Origin of the sequence: Pseudomonas brassicacearum (assembly GCF_003732175.1) — a bacterium.
Lineage (GTDB): Bacteria > Pseudomonadota > Gammaproteobacteria > Pseudomonadales > Pseudomonadaceae > Aquipseudomonas > Aquipseudomonas brassicacearum_G.
In genome coordinates, this window is sequence record NZ_MOBI01000022.1 from 76,855 (window position 1) to 96,407 (window position 19,553).

Annotated in this window: 19 protein-coding genes; all 19 read left to right on the top strand. The window is 58.8% G+C overall.

The window, feature by feature from the left end:
• The first annotated feature begins 70 nt into the window (after nt 1–70).
• On the top strand, nt 71–1,240 hold the full coding sequence (gene pseC / locus BK658_RS20945; protein ID WP_123584124.1) for a UDP-4-amino-4,6-dideoxy-N-acetyl-beta-L-altrosamine transaminase: 1,170 nt from the start codon (nt 71–73) through the stop codon (nt 1,238–1,240).
• A gap of 34 nt (nt 1,241–1,274) precedes the next feature.
• On the top strand, nt 1,275–1,895 hold the full coding sequence (locus BK658_RS20950; protein WP_123583982.1) for a pseudaminic acid biosynthesis-associated methylase: 621 nt from the start codon (nt 1,275–1,277) through the stop codon (nt 1,893–1,895).
• The gene (gene pseF, locus BK658_RS20955; protein WP_123583983.1) at nt 1,892–2,599 is read left to right on the top strand and encodes a pseudaminic acid cytidylyltransferase; all 708 of its coding nucleotides are present in this window, start codon (nt 1,892–1,894) and stop codon (nt 2,597–2,599) included. Before BK658_RS20950 ends, pseF begins: the two co-directional genes overlap by 4 nt.
• The gene (pseG, locus tag BK658_RS20960) at nt 2,596–4,101 is read left to right on the top strand and encodes a UDP-2,4-diacetamido-2,4,6-trideoxy-beta-L-altropyranose hydrolase (RefSeq protein WP_123583984.1); all 1,506 of its coding nucleotides are present in this window, start codon (nt 2,596–2,598) and stop codon (nt 4,099–4,101) included. The genes pseF and pseG overlap by 4 nt, the downstream gene beginning before the upstream one ends.
• Nucleotides 4,094–5,146, top strand: coding sequence for a pseudaminic acid synthase (gene pseI / locus BK658_RS20965; protein WP_123583985.1), 1,053 nt, complete (start codon nt 4,094–4,096; stop codon nt 5,144–5,146). The genes pseG and pseI overlap by 8 nt, the downstream gene beginning before the upstream one ends.
• A 226-nt stretch (nt 5,147–5,372) precedes the next feature.
• A complete protein-coding gene (locus BK658_RS20970) occupies nt 5,373–6,299 on the top strand; it encodes a ketoacyl-ACP synthase III (RefSeq protein WP_123583986.1) in 927 nt (308 codons plus the stop codon).
• 82 nt (nt 6,300–6,381) lie between these two features.
• On the top strand, nt 6,382–7,674 hold the full coding sequence (locus BK658_RS20975) for a motility associated factor glycosyltransferase family protein (RefSeq protein WP_123583987.1): 1,293 nt from the start codon (nt 6,382–6,384) through the stop codon (nt 7,672–7,674).
• Complete coding sequence (locus BK658_RS20980) at nt 7,671–7,943, top strand: hypothetical protein (protein WP_123583988.1); 273 nt, start codon at nt 7,671–7,673, stop codon at nt 7,941–7,943. The genes BK658_RS20975 and BK658_RS20980 overlap by 4 nt, the downstream gene beginning before the upstream one ends.
• 249 nt (nt 7,944–8,192) lie before the next feature.
• Complete coding sequence (locus BK658_RS20985) at nt 8,193–9,044, top strand: flagellin domain-containing protein (RefSeq protein WP_123583989.1); 852 nt, start codon at nt 8,193–8,195, stop codon at nt 9,042–9,044.
• 73 nt (nt 9,045–9,117) lie between these two features.
• A complete protein-coding gene (locus BK658_RS20990) occupies nt 9,118–9,480 on the top strand; it encodes a flagellar protein FlaG (protein WP_123583990.1) in 363 nt (120 codons plus the stop codon).
• 83 nt (nt 9,481–9,563) lie between these two features.
• Nucleotides 9,564–10,976, top strand: coding sequence for a flagellar filament capping protein FliD (gene fliD / locus BK658_RS20995; protein ID WP_123583991.1), 1,413 nt, complete (start codon nt 9,564–9,566; stop codon nt 10,974–10,976).
• Nucleotides 10,977–11,106: 130 nt separating this feature from the next.
• Nucleotides 11,107–11,502, top strand: a complete 396-nt coding sequence (gene fliS / locus BK658_RS21000) for a flagellar export chaperone FliS (RefSeq protein ID WP_123583992.1) — start codon at nt 11,107–11,109, stop codon at nt 11,500–11,502.
• Between the two features lie 10 nt (nt 11,503–11,512).
• Nucleotides 11,513–11,809, top strand: coding sequence for a flagellar protein FliT (gene fliT / locus BK658_RS21005; RefSeq protein ID WP_103315609.1), 297 nt, complete (start codon nt 11,513–11,515; stop codon nt 11,807–11,809).
• Nucleotides 11,810–11,979: 170 nt separating this feature from the next.
• Nucleotides 11,980–13,455: a sigma-54 dependent transcriptional regulator gene (locus BK658_RS21010; RefSeq protein WP_103315610.1), complete on the top strand. Its 1,476-nt coding sequence runs from the start codon at nt 11,980–11,982 to the stop codon at nt 13,453–13,455.
• A gap of 110 nt (nt 13,456–13,565) precedes the next feature.
• The gene (locus BK658_RS21015; protein WP_123583993.1) at nt 13,566–14,783 is read left to right on the top strand and encodes a sensor histidine kinase; all 1,218 of its coding nucleotides are present in this window, start codon (nt 13,566–13,568) and stop codon (nt 14,781–14,783) included.
• Nucleotides 14,783–16,183, top strand: coding sequence for a sigma-54-dependent transcriptional regulator (locus BK658_RS21020; RefSeq protein ID WP_123583994.1), 1,401 nt, complete (start codon nt 14,783–14,785; stop codon nt 16,181–16,183). Before BK658_RS21015 ends, BK658_RS21020 begins: the two co-directional genes overlap by 1 nt.
• A 225-nt stretch (nt 16,184–16,408) precedes the next feature.
• The gene (gene fliE, locus BK658_RS21025) at nt 16,409–16,738 is read left to right on the top strand and encodes a flagellar hook-basal body complex protein FliE (protein WP_019692392.1); all 330 of its coding nucleotides are present in this window, start codon (nt 16,409–16,411) and stop codon (nt 16,736–16,738) included.
• Nucleotides 16,739–16,753: 15 nt separating this feature from the next.
• Nucleotides 16,754–18,541: a flagellar basal-body MS-ring/collar protein FliF gene (gene fliF, locus BK658_RS21030; RefSeq protein ID WP_123583995.1), complete on the top strand. Its 1,788-nt coding sequence runs from the start codon at nt 16,754–16,756 to the stop codon at nt 18,539–18,541.
• On the top strand, nt 18,534–19,553 hold the full coding sequence (gene fliG / locus BK658_RS21035; protein ID WP_019692390.1) for a flagellar motor switch protein FliG: 1,020 nt from the start codon (nt 18,534–18,536) through the stop codon (nt 19,551–19,553). The genes fliF and fliG overlap by 8 nt, the downstream gene beginning before the upstream one ends.

Genomic DNA, 19,553 nt, shown 5'->3' on the forward strand with positions numbered 1-19,553 from the left:
GCAAATTGATTTCCAGCTCCGGCAACCGTCGAGCATGCCTGGATAGGGTATGGATGATCGGGTTCCGGTCATGCTGACCTATCAGATTCCTTATGGTTGCCAGAGCATCGAACAAGCGGATATCGATGCGGTGGTACAGGTGCTCCAATCGCCCTGGCTGACCCAAGGGCCAACCATCGCGCGTTTCGAGAACGCGATGGCCGAGCATTGCCAGGCTGAATTCGCGGTCGCCGTGTGCAACGCCACGGCGGCGTTGCACATTGCCTGCCTGGCGGCAGGGTTGGGGCCGGGGGATCGGTTGTGGACCAGTCCGAATACCTTCGTCGCGTCTGCTAACTGTGGGCGCTACTGTGGAGCCGAGGTGGACTTTGTCGACATCGATCCGTTGACCTTGAACCTCGACGCCCGGTTGCTGGCAGTGAAACTTGAAGTTGCCGAGGCCACTGGACAATTACCCAAGGTCGTTGTGGCGGTGGCTTTTGCCGGTCAGAGCTGCGACATGCACACCCTGGCTGCGCTGGCCGAGCGTTATGCTTTCACCTTGATTGAGGATGCTTCCCATGCGGTGGGCGCGTCGTATCTCGGGCGGCCTGTGGGTTGTGGCGAGTTTGCGGCGATGACGATTTTCAGCTTTCATCCGGTGAAGATCATCACCTCGGCCGAAGGCGGCATGGTGCTGACCAATCGCCCGGAGCTTGCCGAGCGCATGCGGCGCTTGCGCAGTCACGGGATCACCGGCGATCAGGCGCAGATGGAGGTGCCCGATCATGGCCTGTGGTATTACCAGCAACTGGAGTTGGGCTTCAATTACCGAATGACCGACCTGCATGCGGCGCTGGGGCTGTCGCAGATGGCCAGGCTTGACAGTTTTGTCGCCAAGCGGCGTCAATTGGCCGCCCGTTATGATCGTTTGCTGGCGGATTTGCCGCTGGTATTGCCGGTCGCCCAGGCGGGTGCTGAATCAGCGTGGCATCTGTACGTGGTGCGTTTGCGGCTTGACGAGATCAGCGTCACGCAACGCGAAGTATTCGATACGCTGAGGGCTACCGGGATCGGTGTGAACCTGCACTATATTCCCGTGCACCTGCAGCCGTATTACCGCAAATTGGGCTTTGAAGAAGGTGATTTCCCAGAAGCCGAACGTTATTTCAGTGAGGCCGTCAGCTTGCCGTTGTTCCCGCTTCTGAGCGATGAGCAGCAGGATTATGTGGTTGAACAACTTCGAAGTATCGTCGGTTAAACGACGTTCTGTGACCCGATGATGAGTGAGAAACATGCGTGAGTTAAGCGAGCAAGAAGTCTTCTGGCAGGGCGAGTTTGGCGATGAGTACGTGGCTCGCAACCAGGGACAGGCATTGATCGCTGCCAACCTGACGTTGTTTTCCAAGGCGCTGGCGAGAACCACGCGCCTCGACAGTCTGCTGGAGTTGGGCACCAATACCGGCAACAACCTGCGCGCCTTGCATCAGCTGTTGCCTGGCTGTGCCTTGCAGGGCGTCGAGATCAACGCCAAGGCCTGCGAGCAGGCACGGGCCTTGGGAATTGCGGAAGTCTGGCAGGGGTCGCTGTTCGACTTTCCTCGCGAGCAGTCTTTCGAGTTGACCTTGAGCAAAGGCGTGTTGATTCATCTGGCGCCGGAGTTATTGCCGGCGGCCTATGCACAGCTCTATGAGCTGAGTCGGCGGTATATCCTGATTGCCGAGTATTACAACCCGGTACCGGTTGAAGTGTCGTATCGCGGTAATAGCGGCAAGTTGTTCAAGCGCGATTTTGCCGGTGAAATGCTTGATCGCTATGATGACTTGCAACTGGTGGATTACGGGTTTGGATACCACCGCGACCCGCAATTCCCGGTGGACGACATCACCTGGTTTCTTCTGGAAAAACGCCGTTGAGCAACGTCGCCATCATCCCGGCCCGCGGTGGCAGCAAACGCATACCGCGCAAGAACCTCAAGCCGTTCGACGGCGTGCCGATGATTGTCCGTTCGATTAAAACCGCTCTCGATTCGGGGTTGTTCGCCCAGGTGGTGGTCAGCACCGACGATGACGAAATTGCCGACCTGGCCCGCGCCAGTGGTGCGCAGGTGCCGTTCGTGCGCCCGGCGGCGCTGGCCGACGACTTCACCGGCACGGCGGCGGTGATTGTCCATGCACTGGAAGAACTGCATCGACAGGGCCGCGACTTTGATTACGCCTGTTGCATTTACGCCACCGCGCCACTGCTGCAAACGCGGTTTCTGCAACAGGGTTTGCAGCGACTGGAACTGCACCCGGACAAGTCGTTCGCGTTCTCGGTGTGCGACTTCGGTTTTCCGGTGCAACGTGCCCTGACCCTTGACGATCAGGGCGCCTTGAGCGCGCTGTACCCGGAGTTTGGTAATACTCGCTCCCAGGATTTGCCGCCGGCCTATCAGGACGCCGGGCAGTTCTATTGGGGCCGCAGCAGTGCCTGGTTGCGCGGCGATGTGTTGTATTCAACCCGGAGTCTGCCGGTGATCCTGCCGCGCTATCTGGTGCAAGACATCGACACCCTCGAAGACTGGAAGCGCGCCGAGTACCTGTACGCCGCACTGAAGGCTGGCGGTGAATTGCAATGAGAGTGCTGATCCGCGCCGATGCCTCGCCGACCATTGGTAGCGGCCACATCGCCCGCTGCCTGACCTTGGCCAGAGCCTTGCGCCGGATGGGCGCGCACGTGGCGTTCGCCTGTCGCCGGTTGCCGGGGCATCGGCTCGACAGTCTCGCCGCTGAAGGCTTTGAAACCTTTGCGCTGCCAGACGGCTATCCCGACGAAGACCCGCTGCAAGCCATCGAGAGCCTGCTGCCATGGCAGGCGGACATCGCCGCGCTGGGACAAGCGCTGGAGCAGCAGGCGGCTTTCGACTGGATCATTGCCGATCATTACGGGCTTGATCACCACTGGCAGACCGCCGCCCGTCGCTGGGCACCACGGATCGGCGCAGTGGATGATCTGGCGACGCGCACCTACAGTGTCGATCTGCTGCTCAACCAGAATCTTTCCGGCACGCCAGAGGCCTATGCTTCGCTGCTTGCCCCCGGATGCCAGACTTTGCTTGGCCCGCGTTTCGCCATGTTGCGCGATGAATTCTGCTGCCCGGCGATTGAAATCAAACCCCGGGCCAAACGCGTATTGGTGAACTTCGGGGGCTTCGATGCGGCGAAGCAGACTCACCATGCAATGCTCGCGTTGAGCGATTTCCCTGAGCTGGAAGTCGACTTCGTCGCCGGTGCCGACAACCCGGCGTGGGAGCAGATGCAGGCGCTGGCGAGCAGTCGCCCGAACTGGCGTTTACAGCGTTTTGTCAGCGATTTTTACCGGCTGATGACCGAAGCCGACCTGTTCATCGGTGCCGGTGGCGGTACCAGTTGGGAGCGGGCGGCCATGGGGCTGCCGACGATTTGTATTGCGGTGTCGAATAATCAGCAGGCCAATGGCGAGGTCATGGCGACTTCGGGCGCCCATGTGTTCCTGGGCGCGCGGGAGCAGGTCAGCGTCGAGCAACTGCGCCAGGCCATCGGTTTTGTCGCAGGTAATCAGGGTTTGCGCCAGAGTCTGGCCGAACGCTCCCGGCAATTGGTCGATGGCCGTGGCGCGCAGCGGGTCGCGGCAGCGCTGGTCGGTGCCGTGCTGCCGGTGCGCAAGGCGACGCAAAATGATGCGCGCCTGTTGTTTGATGGACGTAATGCCGAGGCGGTACGGCGCTGGTCGCTGGACAACCGCAGCATCGACTGGCAAGCACACCAGGCCTGGCTGGCCGCGAGTTTGAGCAATGAGCAGCGCTTGCTATTGATTGCCGAGGCCGGTGACGGCCCGGTTGGCGTGTTGCGCTACGACCTTCATGGGGTGAACGCCGAAGTCTCGATTTATTTGTTCGAAGGCCGTTTCGGTCTGGGCTGGGGCAGGGCGCTGCTGGCCCGCGGCGAAGCCTTTGTGACGGCCCATTGGCCGCAAGTACGCACCATCACCGCGCAGGTGTTGCCTGCCAACCGGCCGTCGCTGAGCCTGTTTCGCGAAGCCGGTTTTATCCAGAGCGCTTGCGCGTTCACGCGCGTATTGAAGGACCACAGAGATGACTAGCTTCAAGATTGGCGACCGCATGATCGGTGCCGAAGCGCCGCCATTCATCATCGCGGAGATGAGCGGCAACCATAATCAGTCGCTGGAAGTCGCATTGCAGATCGTCGAGGCGGCAGCCAGGGCCGGCGCGCATGCCTTGAAATTGCAAACCTATACCGCCGAGACCATGACCCTGGACCTGGATGAAGGCGAGTTCTTTATCAAGGACCCCAATAGCCTTTGGGCCGGCTCTTCGTTGTATGCACTGTATGAGAAGGCGCATACGCCGTGGGAATGGCATGCGCCGATCTTTGCCCGAGCCAAGGCGTTGGGCATGCTGGCGTTCTCGACGCCGTTCGATGACACCGCCGTGGACTTTCTCGAAAGTCTCGACGTGCCGGCCTACAAGATCGCCAGTTTCGAGAACACTGACCTGCCGTTGATTCGTCGGGTCGCCGCCACTGGCAAGCCGCTGATCATTTCCACCGGCATGGCCAGCATCGCCGAGCTGGATGAGACCGTGCGTGCGGCACGTGCGGCCGGCTGCAAGGACCTGGTGCTGCTCAAATGCACCAGCACCTACCCGGCTACGCCTGCCAACAGTAATGTGCGAACCATTCCACACCTGCGCGAGCTGTTCGGTTGCGAAGTGGGGCTGTCCGATCATTCGATGGGCGTCGGGGTTTCGGTGGCGGCCGTGGCCCTTGGGGCGACGGTGGTGGAAAAACACTTCACCCTGGAGCGGGCAGCCGGAGGCGTCGACGCGAGTTTTTCGCTGGAGCCGGCCGAACTGGCCAGCCTGGTGGTCGAGACCGAGCGCGCCTGGCAGGCCATGGGCCAGGTGCGTTATGGCGTCACGGATGCCGAGCAGAAGTCGCTGGTGTATCGTCGTTCGCTGTACGTTGCCCAGGACATGGCCGCCGGTGAGGTGTTCACGTCACAGAACCTGCGAGCCATTCGCCCGGGGCTGGGACTGGCCCCTAAACACGCTGAAAGCATTATCGGACGACGTGCACGCGGGCCTTTAAAGCGCGGCACAGCGCTGGCCTGGTCGCTGATCGAATGAGCGCTTGTGTGGCTGATTGCGCAAAATAGCGTGACCTGCGAGTCATAACGGGCATCTTCACTGTATTGTATTGATCGGGAAGATGGCGCCTGGCCGGTAATCGGTTCAGTGATAGTCCTTTAGGCTTTCCGTGGTTGCCCGTCGCGGGCAACGCAAAATCTATGTGTCGGCGCCCCTCGATTCGTGCGAACGGGGGTATTCAGCTGTTTATTATTGGGAAGCCGTAATGATTGGCATAAAGAGCATTGCGAGCTACGTACCTGTAGCCGGCGTGGACAATTACGCACAAGGTGCAAAATTCGAAAAGGATGAGGAATTCATCCTGGGCAAGATCGGTTCCGCTTTCCTGCCGCGTAAAGACGCCGGGCAGGAAACCTCGGACCTGTGTGTCGAAGCGGTCAATACGTTGTTTGCCAACAACCCGGCGCTCAAGCGCGAATCGATCGACGTGCTGATCGTCGTTACCCAGAACGGCGACGAAGAAGGTCTGCCGCACACCGCAGCGATCGTTCAGGACAAGCTCGGCCTGCCCACTACCGTTGCCGCCTTCGATATCTCCCTGGGCTGCTCTGGCTACGTGTACGGCATCTACGCGATCAAGGGTTTCATGGAAGCCGCGGGCCTGAAGAACGGCCTGTTGGTGACCGCCGACCCTTACTCGAAAATCGTCGACCCCGAAGACCGCAACACCACCATGCTGTTCGGTGATGCCGCCACCGCGACCTGGATGGGCGAAGATGCTCCGTGGCAGTTGGGCAAGGCCAAGTTCGGCACCGACGGTTCTGGTGCACCACATCTGAAAGTCACTGACGGGGTGTTCTTCATGAACGGTCGTCAAGTGTTCAACTTTGCATTGCTGAAAGTCCCGGCGCATTTGCACGAGTTGCTCGACGAGTCCGGTCTGCACGCCGACGATATCGATGCTTTCTGCATTCACCAAGGCAGTGCGGCGATTGTTGACGCCGTGGCGCGGCGTTTTGAAGGTGATCCGCAGAAATTCATCAAGGACATGGTCGAGACCGGTAATACCGTGTCGTCGAGCATTCCGTTGTTGCTGGAAAAACACGTACTTGATGCCAAATGGAAGCGCGTTGCGCTGAGCGGTTTTGGTGTGGGGCTCTCGTGGGGTTCGGCGATTATTTATCGTCCTTGAGCTAAATCCTGTGGCATAAAAATAGCGTCCAAGGTGTAACCTTGGACGCTATTTTTTTTGCCTGAATGACAGCCGAGGCAGCATGAGCGACAGCGTTGAAGACAATTTCCAGGTGATAGAGCGTCGCTGGCCGGCGTTGCATGTACGGTTGATGACTGAAGACAGTGCGGCGGTTCAGGCTGAGCTGGTGGAAGGTTTGGGGTCGACCCTGAGCATTGCCGGTATCCAGCTCACCAGTCGCCATGACCGTACGCGTGAAGCGCGGTTGCAAGCGGCCAGTCTGCCGCCGGCAAGCGAGGTGGTGCATGTCTACGGTACAGGGCTGGGTGACTTGCAGTCAGTACTGCTTGAAAACGCCGAGCTTCAGCGTTTGTACGTGCATATCCTCAATGGCGCGATTTTCTCGTTGACGTTGCAGTTGCTCGATCAGCGGCACTGGCTCAGTGATTCACGGGTCGAGTTGATCTATGCCGGCGACTTGCCGGACATCCACCTGCCGTTTTTTGCATTACCGTCCGAGATGCTGCTGGCAGATGATTTCAATGCCAAGATTCGGGATCGGCTGATCAGCGAAGTGCACCTTACCTTCAATAATCGTGAGTTCGATCCGCAGTCTCCAGCGATCATTGAGCGGCTGGAGGAGAGTCGTGAGCTCGTCAGCAGTGATCGCGATGTGGCCGAGTTGTTCGCGACGTGTCCCGGTCGGGAAGTCTATGTGATCGGCACAGGGCCAAGCCTCGAGCTGCATTTCGATCAGCTCCGGGCGATACGCGAGCGTGATCAGCGGCCGTTGTTCATCAGTGTCGATACGGCGTACCGCCCATTGCGCGAGCACGGCATCCGGCCGGATCTGGTGGTCAGTATCGACCGACGCATCAGCTTCAGGCACTTGCCGTCCGAGGATACCGGCAACATCCCTTTGGTGTACCTGCCAATGAGCGACCCACAGGTGTTGAAAGCCTGGCAGGGCACGCGTTACGTCGGGTATTCCGCCAGCCCGGTCTATGCCGCTATTCGCCAGGAGATCAGCAAGGCTGAACTGTATGTCGGTGGCAGCGTGATTCATCCTGCCGTGGATCTGGCGGTGAAGATGGGGGCGGACCGGATTACCCTGTTCGGTGCCGACTTTGCGTTCCCGATGAACAAAACCCACGCCGGCTGGAACGATGGTGATCTGGGGCCGGGGGTGAGCCAGGCCAAGCACTGGGTGCTTGATGGGCATGGGGTGCGAGTCAGGACGCAGTTGAACTTCCGCAGTTATCTGTGTGAACTGGAGCGCTACATCGCCGGGCATCCGCAGGTGCGCTTTTTTAACAGCAGCCGGGCAGGGGCGATGATCGTGGGGACGACGTTCAATCAGGAGTTCGTGCAATGAGCGAGCTTGCACAATGTGTCATCGATTCTCGGCAGTGCGCCGGGTTGTTTCGTCTCGGGCGCGACGTCGAGGCTGCGCTGACCATGGTCGATGTGTTCGATAAGGTGCAGGACCTGTTTTGTCAGGCCCCTGAAGATGTCCAGTTGCAGTGGGCGCAATTGCTCATGTCGATGCTGGCCTCTCAGGAAGCGCAGGACTGGCTGGGGTTGGCCGACACCATGGAGTATGAATTGATCGACTTGCTGGAGGCGAGTCACGCTCACTTCTGAACAGTACGCTGCTGGCCAAGGCGACCCTCTCGCTTCTCTGTTTTCGGCAATTTCCTGGCGTCATTTTTCTCTCGCGGGTCTTGTGCAGGCCTTTGTTTTCGCGGGGGTGGCAGTGTGATGGCAATTTTTTTCAAAAAAGCCCTCAAGCAACCTGCAATCGCGACGATAACTACTACGAAGGTTCTCTAGGCCACACCCGGCGGTTGCCAGGGCCGGAAGCCGCAGTACCCAACCAACGAGGAACTCACCATGTCTTTAGGCGTAAACACTAACGTCGCTTCTCTGTCTGTTCAGAAAAACCTGAACAATGCCGCTAACGCGCTGCAGACCTCCATGACTCGCCTGTCTTCCGGCCTGAAAATCAACAGCGCCAAAGACGACGCTGCCGGCCTGCAGATCGCTACTCGTATGAGCAGCCAGATCCGCGGTCAGACCGTCGCTATCAAAAACGCCAACGACGGTATCTCGATGGCTCAGACTGCTGAAGGCGCTCTGCAAGAGACCACCAACATTCTGCAACGTATGCGTGAACTGGCTGTCCAGGCACGTAACGGCACCAACGGCACAGCTGACCAGGCCGCGACCAACGCGGAATTCACTCAGATGTCCGACGAGCTGACCCGTATTTCCCAGGCCACCAACCTGAACGGCAAAAACCTGCTGGACGGTTCCGCTGGCAGCATGACCCTGCAAGTGGGCTCCAACACCGGTACTGCCAACCAGATCACCCTGACGCTGAGCACCAAGTTCGACGCCGTCAGCCTGTCGGTAGGTAGCGGTACTACTGTTCTGACCGGTGCTACCAGCGCTGCTGCCGGTTCCGCCATCGACGGCGCGATCACTGCAATCGACGCGGCAATCGCCTCCGTTGGTGCCGTTCGTGCAAACCTCGGTGCTGCACAGAACCGTCTGACCAGCACCATCTCCAACCTGCAGAACGTCAACGAAAACGCCACCGCTGCACTGGGTCGCGTACAAGACACCGACTTCGCAGCAGAAACTGCTCAACTGACCAAGCAGCAAACCCTGCAGCAAGCTTCCACCTCGGTTCTGGCTCAAGCCAACCAACTGCCTTCCGCTGTACTGAAGCTGCTTCAGTAATTTCGGAATGAGTTTTGGCGGGGGAGTGTGCTGGTCGCGCTCTCTCGCCTTTTTACGTTAAGAGGTGATGGATATGGACATGAGCGTGAAGCTGAACTTGTCTTACCCGACTGCTCAGCCGGCAAGTACGACGGTCGATAAAACGGCTGCAGCACCTCGTAGCAGTAATGACAGCGTTCAGGCTGTGGCTGGAAGCAAGGACGCGGACGCGGACGCGCAGAAGCTGAAACTGGCCGTGCAAGAGATCGAGAAGTTCGTACAGTCGATCAAGCGCAACCTGGAATTCTCTATCGATGAGGCTTCCGGCAGGGTGGTCGTGAAGGTGATTGCCACCGAATCAGGTGAAGTGGTGCGACAAATCCCTTCCGAAGAGGCGTTGAAGCTGGCGGACAGTTTGAATACGGCGAGCAACGTACTGTTCGACGCAAAAGCCTGACAACTGGCATGAATAGTGGTTGCACGTTCATTTGACGGCGTGAGTGGTCAAAAGACTGGCGACAGACAGAAAGGGAGATGCACATGGCAAGTCCAATTTTACCGGGGACAGGTCTGGGTTCCGGCCTGGATATCGGTTCGATCGTTACAGCGTTGGTCAACAGTGACAAGTCGGCCAAGCAGACTCAGATCACCACTCAAGGCACGCTCAATACCTCGAAAATTTCCGGTGTGGGTTCGCTCAAAAGTGCTTTGGCCGCTTATCAGGCTGCCATGGACAAACTGAACAGCTCGACAAGTCCGGCGTTTTCGGGTTTTTCGGCAACCTCGTCGACTCCGGCGACCTTGACCGTGACCTCTGATAACACTGCGGTCAACGGTACTTACAACATTAAAGTCAACAACCTGGCGACCGGTTCCAAAGTGGCCAGTGCTTCATTTGCAGGCGGTGCTACCAGTGCCATTCCGAGTGGTACTTTGAATATCAGTCAAAATGGCACTGCCTATAACGTCACTATCCCGTCTGGTGCGACGCTGCAGTCCACTCGCGATGCGATCAACACCACGCTGACAGCCCAGGGCATCACCGCCAACATCGTCACTGACAGTAGCGGTTCGCGTCTGGTGATCGGGTCGACCACAACGGGCGCAGGCTCGGATCTGACGGTCAGTGGTATTGCCGGTCTGGCAATCGACGGCACCCAGGTGATGGGCGCGAACCCTGGTCCGACCAGTTCCGGTACGATCAATGCGCTGGCTACTGATGCAAGCCTGACTGTTGATGGTCTGGCAGTGACCAGCAAAACCAACACCGTCAGCCAGGCTGTGGGCGGCTTGAGCATGACGCTGGTTGCAGCGGGCACCTCGACGGTGACTGTGGCGACCAACACCAGCGGTTTGCAGACGTCGATACAGTCATTCGTCGACGCCTATAACACGCTGGTGAAAACGGTCACCTCGCTGACCCAGGCCTCGGCCGATGCCAATGGCAAGCTGACCGTCTCTGCGGCACTGACCGGTGATTCGATGCCTCGTTCACTGATTGCCGATATTCGCAGTCAGTTGGTGACTCCCGGGCCTGGGGGGCAATTGGCGGTGTTGTCGCAATTGGGCATCACGACCGATCAGAAACTCGGTACGCTGAACTTTGACTCCACCAAGTTCACTGCTGCGATGACTACCCAGGGATTGAGTAGTCAGGTTCAGACGCTGTTCACCGGCACCAACAGCACCAATGGTCTGCTGGCCCGAATGGGTACGGCGATCAAGCCTTACTTGCAGACCGGTGGCATTCTTGATCAGCGCACCACCAGCCTGAACAAGCAGAAAAGCGATCTGACCAATCAGCAGGCGGCGCTGGATTTGCGGGTTACCACTCTGACCGCGACGTTGACTGCCAAGTACAACGCAATGGATCTGTTGGTCGGGCAGATGAAGGCGACGTCGACCAGTATCACCTCGTTCTTCACGTCCTTGAACGCGCAGAAGTCTGGCTAGTTTTTGAGCAGGCGCCAAAAACCCGGCTGTGTTTTTAACACGCCGGGTTTTTGCCTTTTGAATTTAAAGTTTTTTGACTCGTAGACGATACATTGGTTATACGAGCCCTTGAGTTGTGATGAGGTAGAGCATGAATCCGATGTTAGCCCTTCGGCAATATCAGAAAATTGGAGCACAGGCCCAAACCTCCGAAGCCAGTCCGCACCGGTTGGTGCAGATGTTGATGGAGGGTGGGCTGGATCGTATTGCTCAGGCCAAAGGCGCCATGGAGCGCAAGGATATTCCGGGCAAAGGTGTATTCATCAGCAAGGCCATCGGCATCATCGGCGGCCTGCGTGAAGGTCTGGACCTTGAGAACAAGGCGGATGAAGTAGGGGAGCTGGATAATCTCTACGTCTACATGATGAAGCGTCTGGCGGAGGCTAATATCAACAGCGATCCGAAGATCCTCGACGAAGTCGCCAGTTTGCTGGGGACGGTCAAGGAAGGCTGGGACGCCATCGCAGCGCCAGGTCCGCAGTTTTAAGGAGATCACCATGAGTCTTGTACTGCAGCGTATCGAACAAACCCGTGAAGCCCTGGTCGATGCACTGGCCGAGCGTAACTGGGAAGCTATCGGTCAACTTGACCTGGATTGCCGTTCCTGCATGGAAGACGTCTTGAGTGAGGCTTCGCTGGATGAGGTGGCGTTACGCGATAACCTCGAGGAACTGCTGGGGGTTTATCGGCAGTTGCTGGAGGCGGCGACGGGAGAGCGTCAGGCAATATTCGATGAGATGTCGCAGATCCATCAAGCACAGAGCGCGGCAAAGGTTTACCATCTGTTCGGTTAATCCTCAGTTAATCCGACCGTGATGCGTCATAAATTTGACTGTGCACGGTTTTTTGACTTAACTAGTGGCTGTTTGAAGATTTCAGGCGTCTATCAGGCTTAACGTGCCTGCAAGCGTCTAGCTTGCCCACTCATTTCGGGCATTGAGTTGACTAGGGAAGTTGCTATTGCATGTGGCGTGAAACCAAAATTCTGCTGATTGATGACGATAGCGTCCGCCGCCGCGATTTGGCGGTGATTTTAAATTTTCTTGGCGAAGAAAATTTACCCTGCGGTAGCCATGACTGGCAGCAGGCTGTCGGCTCTTTGTCATCAAGTCGTGAAGTCATTTGTGTCCTTATCGGGACAGTAAATGCACCTGGCTCTCTTCCGGGCCTGTTAAAGACACTCGCTACCTGGGATGAGTTCCTTCCGGTTTTGTTAATGGGCGATAATTCTTCCATTGACCTGCCGGAAGACCAGCGTCGCCGGGTGCTTTCCACACTGGAAATGCCGCCCAGCTACAGCAAGTTGCTCGACTCCCTGCATCGCGCCCAGGTTTATCGCGAGATGTACGACCAGGCCCGTGAGCGCGGTCGTCACCGTGAACCCAATCTTTTCCGTAGCCTTGTCGGCACCAGTCGGGCGATTCAGCATGTTCGCCAGATGATGCAGCAAGTGGCCGACACCGATGCCAGCGTGCTGATCCTCGGTGAGTCCGGTACGGGCAAGGAAGTGGTCGCGCGCAACCTGCACTATCACTCCAAGCGGCGCGACGCGCCGTTCGTTCCGGTCAACTGCGGTGCGATCCCGGCCGAGCTGCTGGAAAGCGAACTGTTCGGCCATGAGAAGGGCGCCTTTACCGGGGCCATCACCAGCCGTGCCGGGCGTTTTGAGCTGGCCAACGGCGGTACGCTGTTTCTCGACGAGATCGGCGACATGCCACTGCCGATGCAGGTCAAGCTGTTGCGAGTATTGCAGGAGCGCACCTTCGAGCGCGTGGGGAGCAACAAGACCCAGAGCGTCGACGTGCGAATCATTGCCGCGACCCACAAAAATCTCGAAAGCATGATCGAGGTCGGCAGCTTCCGTGAGGATCTGTACTACCGCCTCAATGTTTTCCCGATCGAGATGGCGCCGCTGCGTGAGCGTGTTGAAGATATTCCGTTGCTGATGAACGAGTTGATCTCGCGCATGGAGCACGAGAAGCGCGGTTCCATTCGCTTCAACTCGGCAGCGATCATGTCGCTGTGCCGTCATGGCTGGCCGGGCAACGTCCGTGAGCTGGCCAACCTGGTCGAGCGCATGGCGATCATGCACCCGTACGGCGTGATCGGTGTGGTCGAGTTGCCGAAGAAATTCCGTTATGTCGATGACGAAGACGAGCAACTGGTCGATAGCTTGCGCAGCGATCTTGAAGAACGGGTAGCCATCAATGGCCATACCCCGGACTTCAGCGCTAACGCCATGCTGCCGCCAGAAGGGCTGGATCTCAAAGACTACCTCGGTGGTCTGGAGCAGGGCCTGATTCAGCAGGCGCTGGATGATGCCAATGGCATCGTGGCGCGTGCTGCCGAACGCCTGCGCATTCGCCGTACCACCCTGGTCGAGAAGATGCGCAAGTACGGCATGAGCCGTCGCGAAGGTGATGAGCAGGCGGATGATTGACGCCTGTTTTTCAACTCGCTGAATAATGGGCGGTTTTTTTTAGGCACGGGTATTGCTACGTCCCTCGCAACGTTCCGTTTAACTGACGGTCAGCCAAGCGAGAGAGCACGATGCCCCACGCCGCCCAAATGTCTCCTGTCTCCGAAGTTTCGGGGCAATCGTTCTCTGTAGAGCAGGCAAGTCGGCTCGGCCTTGAGCAGGCGTTCGCGCTGTTCAGTCAGATGTCGAGCCAACTGACCGATTCCTACAGCATGCTTGAAGCCCGGGTCACCGAGCTCAAGGGCGAACTGGCGGTGGTCAGTGCTCAGCGCATGCAAGAGCTGGCTGAAAAAGAACGCCTGGCCAACCGGCTGCAGAACCTTCTCGACTTGTTGCCTGGTGGCGTCATCGTCATCGATGCCCAGGGGATTGTACGCGAAGCCAATCCGGCGGCCAGCGAGCTGCTGGGTCTGCCGCTCGAAGGCGAGTTGTGGCGTCATGTGATTGCCCGCTGCTTTGCTCCACGTGAAGACGACGGTCATGAAATTTCCCTGAAGGATGGTCGACGCCTGTCGATTGCCACGCGCTCGCTGGATGCCGAACCGGGCCAGTTGGTGCTGCTTAACGACCTGACCGAAACCCGGCACTTGCAGGACCAATTGGCTCGCCATGAGCGCTTGTCGTCCCTAGGCCGGATGGTCGCTTCCCTGGCGCATCAGATTCGCACGCCGCTGTCCGCGGCATTGCTGTACGCCAGTCATTTGACTGAGCAAGAGTTGCCGGTCGCTACCCAGCAACGGTTTGCCGGGCGTTTGAAAGAGCGCCTGCATGAGCTCGAACATCAGGTGCGGGACATGCTGGTGTTCGCTCGCGGCGAACTGCCGTTGACTGATCGCGTGACACCCGGGGCACTCCTGCAATCGCTGCAAGCGGCGGCATTGACGCATGTTCAGGATTATCCGGTGCGTTGGCAGTGCGACAGTCATGCCGGGGAATTGCTGTGTAATCGCGACACGCTGGTCGGCGCGCTGCTGAACCTGATTGAAAATGCGATTCAGGCAAGTGCTGGCGATGTCCGTCTGAAGGTCCATCTATACACCCGTGAAAACACCCTTCGGCTGTGCGTCAGCGATAACGGCGGCGGTATCGACCCCACTGTGCTGGCGCGCCTGGGTGAGCCGTTTTTTACGACTAAAACCACCGGCACCGGCCTTGGCCTGACCGTAGTCAAGGCGGTGGCCCGTGCTCATCAGGGAGAATTGCAGCTGCGCTCGCGGCCGGGCCGCGGCACGTGTGCGGTGGTGGTCTTGCCGTTGTTCTCCAGCGCTCAAGGAGTGGAAAGAGGCTGATGGCAATCAAGGTTTTACTGGTCGAAGATGACCGCTCGCTGCGCGAAGCATTGACGGATACGCTGCTGCTGGCCGGTCACGACTACACCGCAGTGGGCTCTGCCGAAGATGCGCTGGAAGCCGTGGCGAGCGAGTCATTCAATCTGGTGATCAGTGACGTCAACATGCCGGGCATGGATGGTCATCAGTTGTTGGGCTTGTTGCGAATTCGTCAGCCGCAGTTGCCGGTGTTACTGATGACCGCCCATGGCGCGGTCGAGCGCGCCGTCGATGCGATGCGTCAGGGGGCGGCAGACTATCTGGTCAAGCCGTTCGAGCCCAAGGCGTTGCTGGATCTGGTGTCGCGCCATGCCTTGGGTTGTCTCGGCGCCGCAGAGGGCGAAGGCCCGGTAGCGTTCGAGCCGGCCAGTGCGCAGCTGCTTGCGCTGGCAGCCCGTGTGGCGCGCAGTGATTCGACGGTGTTGATCTCGGGCGAGTCGGGCACCGGCAAAGAGGTGTTGGCGCGTTACATCCACCAGCACTCGCATCGCGCCAGTCAGCCGTTCATTGCGATCAATTGTGCGGCGATCCCGGACAACATGCTCGAGGCGACCTTGTTCGGCCATGAGAAGGGCTCATTCACCGGCGCTATTGCGGCTCAGGCCGGCAAGTTCGAGCAGGCCGATGGCGGGACCATTCTGCTCGACGAAATTTCCGAAATGCCCTTGGGGCTTCAGGCCAAACTGTTGCGCGTGTTGCAGGAGCGTGAAGTCGAGCGCGTGGGCGCACGCAAGCCGATTGTGCTGGATATCCGGGTGGTTGCGACCACTAACCGCGATCTGGCAGGTGAAGTGGCGGCGGGGCGTTTTCGCGAAGATCTTTACTATCGCCTGTCGGTGTTTCCGCTGGCCTGGCGTCCGTTGCGTGAACGCACTGCCGATATCTTGCCGCTGGCCGAGCGTCTGCTGGCCAAGCACGTCAATAAAATGAAGCATGCCGCTGCCAGGCTGTCGCCGGAAGCCCAGGCTTGCCTGATCGGTTATCCGTGGCCGGGCAACGTGCGTGAGCTGGACAACGCCATTCAGCGGGCGCTGATTTTGCAGCAGGGTGGTTTGATTCAGCCGCAGGACTTTTGCCTTGCGGGGCCGGTCGCTTGCGCGCCACTGCCGGCATTGGCGCCGGTTCCAATGCCGTCACGCATGCTCGAAGTCGAGGCACCACAAGGCGATTCAGCGGGCGCGCTGGGTGATGACCTGCGGCGTCGCGAGTTTCAGATGATCATCGATACCTTGCGTTCCGAGCGCGGGCGGCGCAAGGAAGCGGCCGAGCGCCTGGGTATCAGCCCGCGGACCTTGCGCTACAAGCTGGCGCAAATGCGCGATGCGGGAATGGACGTTGAAGGGTGCCTGTTCGCGACCTGAGCTCCTATACGCCGCATACCGTAGGAGCTGCCGCAGGCTGCGATCTTTTGATCTTCGGTGTCCTTGAATGCGCCAAAAGATCGCAGGCTTCGCCAGCTCCTACAGGTAAGGCGCCACCCAAGACTTTTATGAAAGGTCGCCATGGAGCTGGCACCCTTGTTGCTAACACCACTCTATCCGCCGAGTGAGTGTCAAAAAATTGCGGGTCGTCAGAGAGAGTAGACCATGAGCCAAGGTATTGAATTTAATCGGTTGATGTTAGACATGCGGTCCATGCAAATGGACGCCATGGCTCAGCCGAAAGCGGCAGTCGCGGTGCCGGAAATGGGCGGTAGCAGCTTTTCCGACATGCTCGGTCAGGCCGTCAACAAGGTCAATGACACCCAGCAGGCTTCGAACCAACTGGCCAATGCTTTCGAAATTGGCAAAAGCGGTGTCGACCTGACAGATGTAATGATTTCCTCGCAGAAGGCCAGCGTGTCTTTCCAGGCGTTGACCCAAGTGCGTAACAAGCTGGTTCAGGCATACCAAGACATCATGCAGATGCCGGTTTAAGGACGAGATTGAGTCATGGCAGAAGCAGTCGCCGATAACGTTCCGGCCAAGGTCACACCAGCAGACGGCAAACCGCCGTTGTTTGGTCTGTCCTTTCTGGAAAACCTCTCCGAGATGACCATGCTGCGTCAGGTGGGCCTGTTGGTTGGCCTGGCTGCGAGCGTGGCAATTGGTTTTGCCGTGGTGCTGTGGTCGCAGCAACCCGACTATCGGCCGCTGTACGGCAGCCTTGCCGGTATGGACGCCAAGCAGGTCATGGAAACCCTGGCCGCTGCCGACATTCCCTACACCGTTGAACCCAACTCCGGAGCCTTGCTGGTCAAGGCCGATGATGTGGCGCGTGCGCGGCTCAAGCTCGCCGCTGCTGGTGTCACTCCCAGCGACGGCAACATCGGTTTTGAAATCCTCGACAAGGACCAGGGTCTGGGGACCAGTCAGTTCATGGAGGCGACCCGTTACCGTCGCGGCCTTGAGGGTGAACTGGCGCGGACCATTTCCAGCCTGAACAACGTCAAGGGTGCCCGTGTGCACCTGGCCATTCCGAAAAGCTCGGTATTCGTGCGTGACGAACGCAAGCCCAGCGCATCGGTACTGGTCGAGCTTTATTCAGGTCGTTCGCTGGAACCAGGTCAGGTCATGGCCATCATCAACCTGGTGTCGACCGCCGTTCCTGAATTGAGCAAGTCGCAGATCACTGTCGTCGACCAGAAAGGTACCTTGCTCTCCGATCAGGCGGAAAACTCCGAGCTGACCATGGCCGGCAAGCAATTCGATTACAGCCGCCGCATGGAAAGCATGCTTACTCAGCGTGTGCACAATATTCTGCAGCCGGTGCTGGGTAACGATCGCTACAAGGCTGAAGTCTCCGCCGACGTGGACTTCAGTGCAGTCGAGTCGACTTCGGAGCAGTTCAACCCGGATCAGCCGGCCCTGCGCAGTGAGCAATCGACTACCGAGCAGCGCACGGCCAGCAACGGCCCGCAAGGCGTTCCCGGTGCTCTGAGCAATCAGCCGCCATCGCCGGCTTCAGCGCCACAAACCACCGGTGGCTCGAGCGCTTCCGCTGGCATGGTGCAGCCAGGTCAGCCGCTGCTGGATGCCAACGGCCAGCAAATCATGGACCCGGCAACTGGTCAGCCGATGCTGGCACCGTACCCGGCGGACAAGCGTCAACAATCCACCAAGAACTTCGAACTCGACCGTTCCATCAGTCACACCAAGCAACAGCAGGGCCGTTTGAATCGCCTGTCGGTTGCGGTCGTTGTGGATGATCAGGTCAAGGTCAATGCGGCCAACGGTGAAACTACCCGTGCGCCGTGGAGCGCCGATGAATTGGCGCGCTTCACGCGTCTGGTGCAGGACGCCGTCGGTTTTGACGCCAGCCGTGGCGACAGCGTCAGCGTGATCAACGTGCCGTTCTCGGCCGAGCGTGGCGAAGTCATCGCAGACATTCCGTTCTACTCGCAGCCCTGGTTCTGGGATGTGGTGAAACAGGTTCTCGGCGTGTTGTTCATTCTGGTGCTGGTGTTCGGCGTGCTGCGTCCGGTGCTCAACAACATCACCGGTGGCGGCAAAGGCAAGCAGTTGGCGGGTCTTGGCAGCGATGTCGAACTCGGTGGCATGGGCGGCCTGGACGGCGAACTGGCCAACGACCGCGTCAGCCTCGGTGGTCCGCAAAGTATTCTGCTGCCTAGCCCCAGCGAAGGCTATGACGCACAGTTGAACGCAATCAAGAGCCTGGTGGCCGAAGACCCGGGTCGTGTGGCTCAGGTCGTGAAAGAGTGGATTAACGCAGATGAGTGATAACCGAGCCGCTATCGCCAAACTCAGCCGGGTCGACAAAGCCGCGATTCTGCTGCTGTCCCTGGGTTCAACCGATGCTGCGCAAGTGCTGCGCCACATGGGGCCCAAAGAGGTCCAGCGTGTGGGTGTGGCCATGGCGCAAATGGGCAACGTGCACCGCGAGCAGGTCGAGCAGGTGATGAGCGAGTTCGTCGACATCGTCGGCGATCAGACCAGCCTCGGCGTCGGCTCCGATGACTATGTGCGCAAGATGCTCACCCAGGCGCTGGGCGAAGACAAGGCCAACGGCCTGATCGACCGTATTCTGCTGGGTGGCAATACCAGCGGTCTGGACAGCCTGAAATGGATGGAGCCGCGTGCGGTGGCGGACGTGATCCGTTACGAGCACCCGCAGATCCAGGCCATCGTCGTGGCGTATCTCGACCCGGATCAGGCCGGCGAAGTACTCGGTAACTTCGACCATAAAGTACGCCTTGATATTATTTTGCGCGTGTCTTCGCTGAACACCGTACAGCCTGCCGCGCTGAAAGAGCTGAACCAGATTCTCGAGAAGCAATTCTCCGGCAACTCCAACGCCGCACGCACCACCCTGGGTGGTATCAAGCGTGCAGCCGACATCATGAACTTCCTCGACAGCTCGATCGAAGGCCAGCTGATGGACTCGATCCGCGAAGTCGACGAAGACCTGTCCGGTCAGATCGAAGACCTCATGTTCGTGTTCAACAACCTGTCCGACGTCGACGATCGCGGAATTCAGGCGTTGCTGCGCGAAGTCTCCTCGGACGTGCTGGTGCTGGCCCTCAAGGGCTCGGACGAAGGCGTCAAGGAAAAGATCTTCAAGAACATGTCCAAGCGTGCGGCCGAATTGCTCCGCGACGACCTGGAGGCCAAGGGCCCGGTACGCGTCAGCGACGTCGAAACCGCACAAAAAGAAATCCTCACCATTGCCCGCCGTATGGCCGAAGCCGGAGAAATCGTTCTCGGCGGCAAGGGCGGCGAGGAAATGATTTAA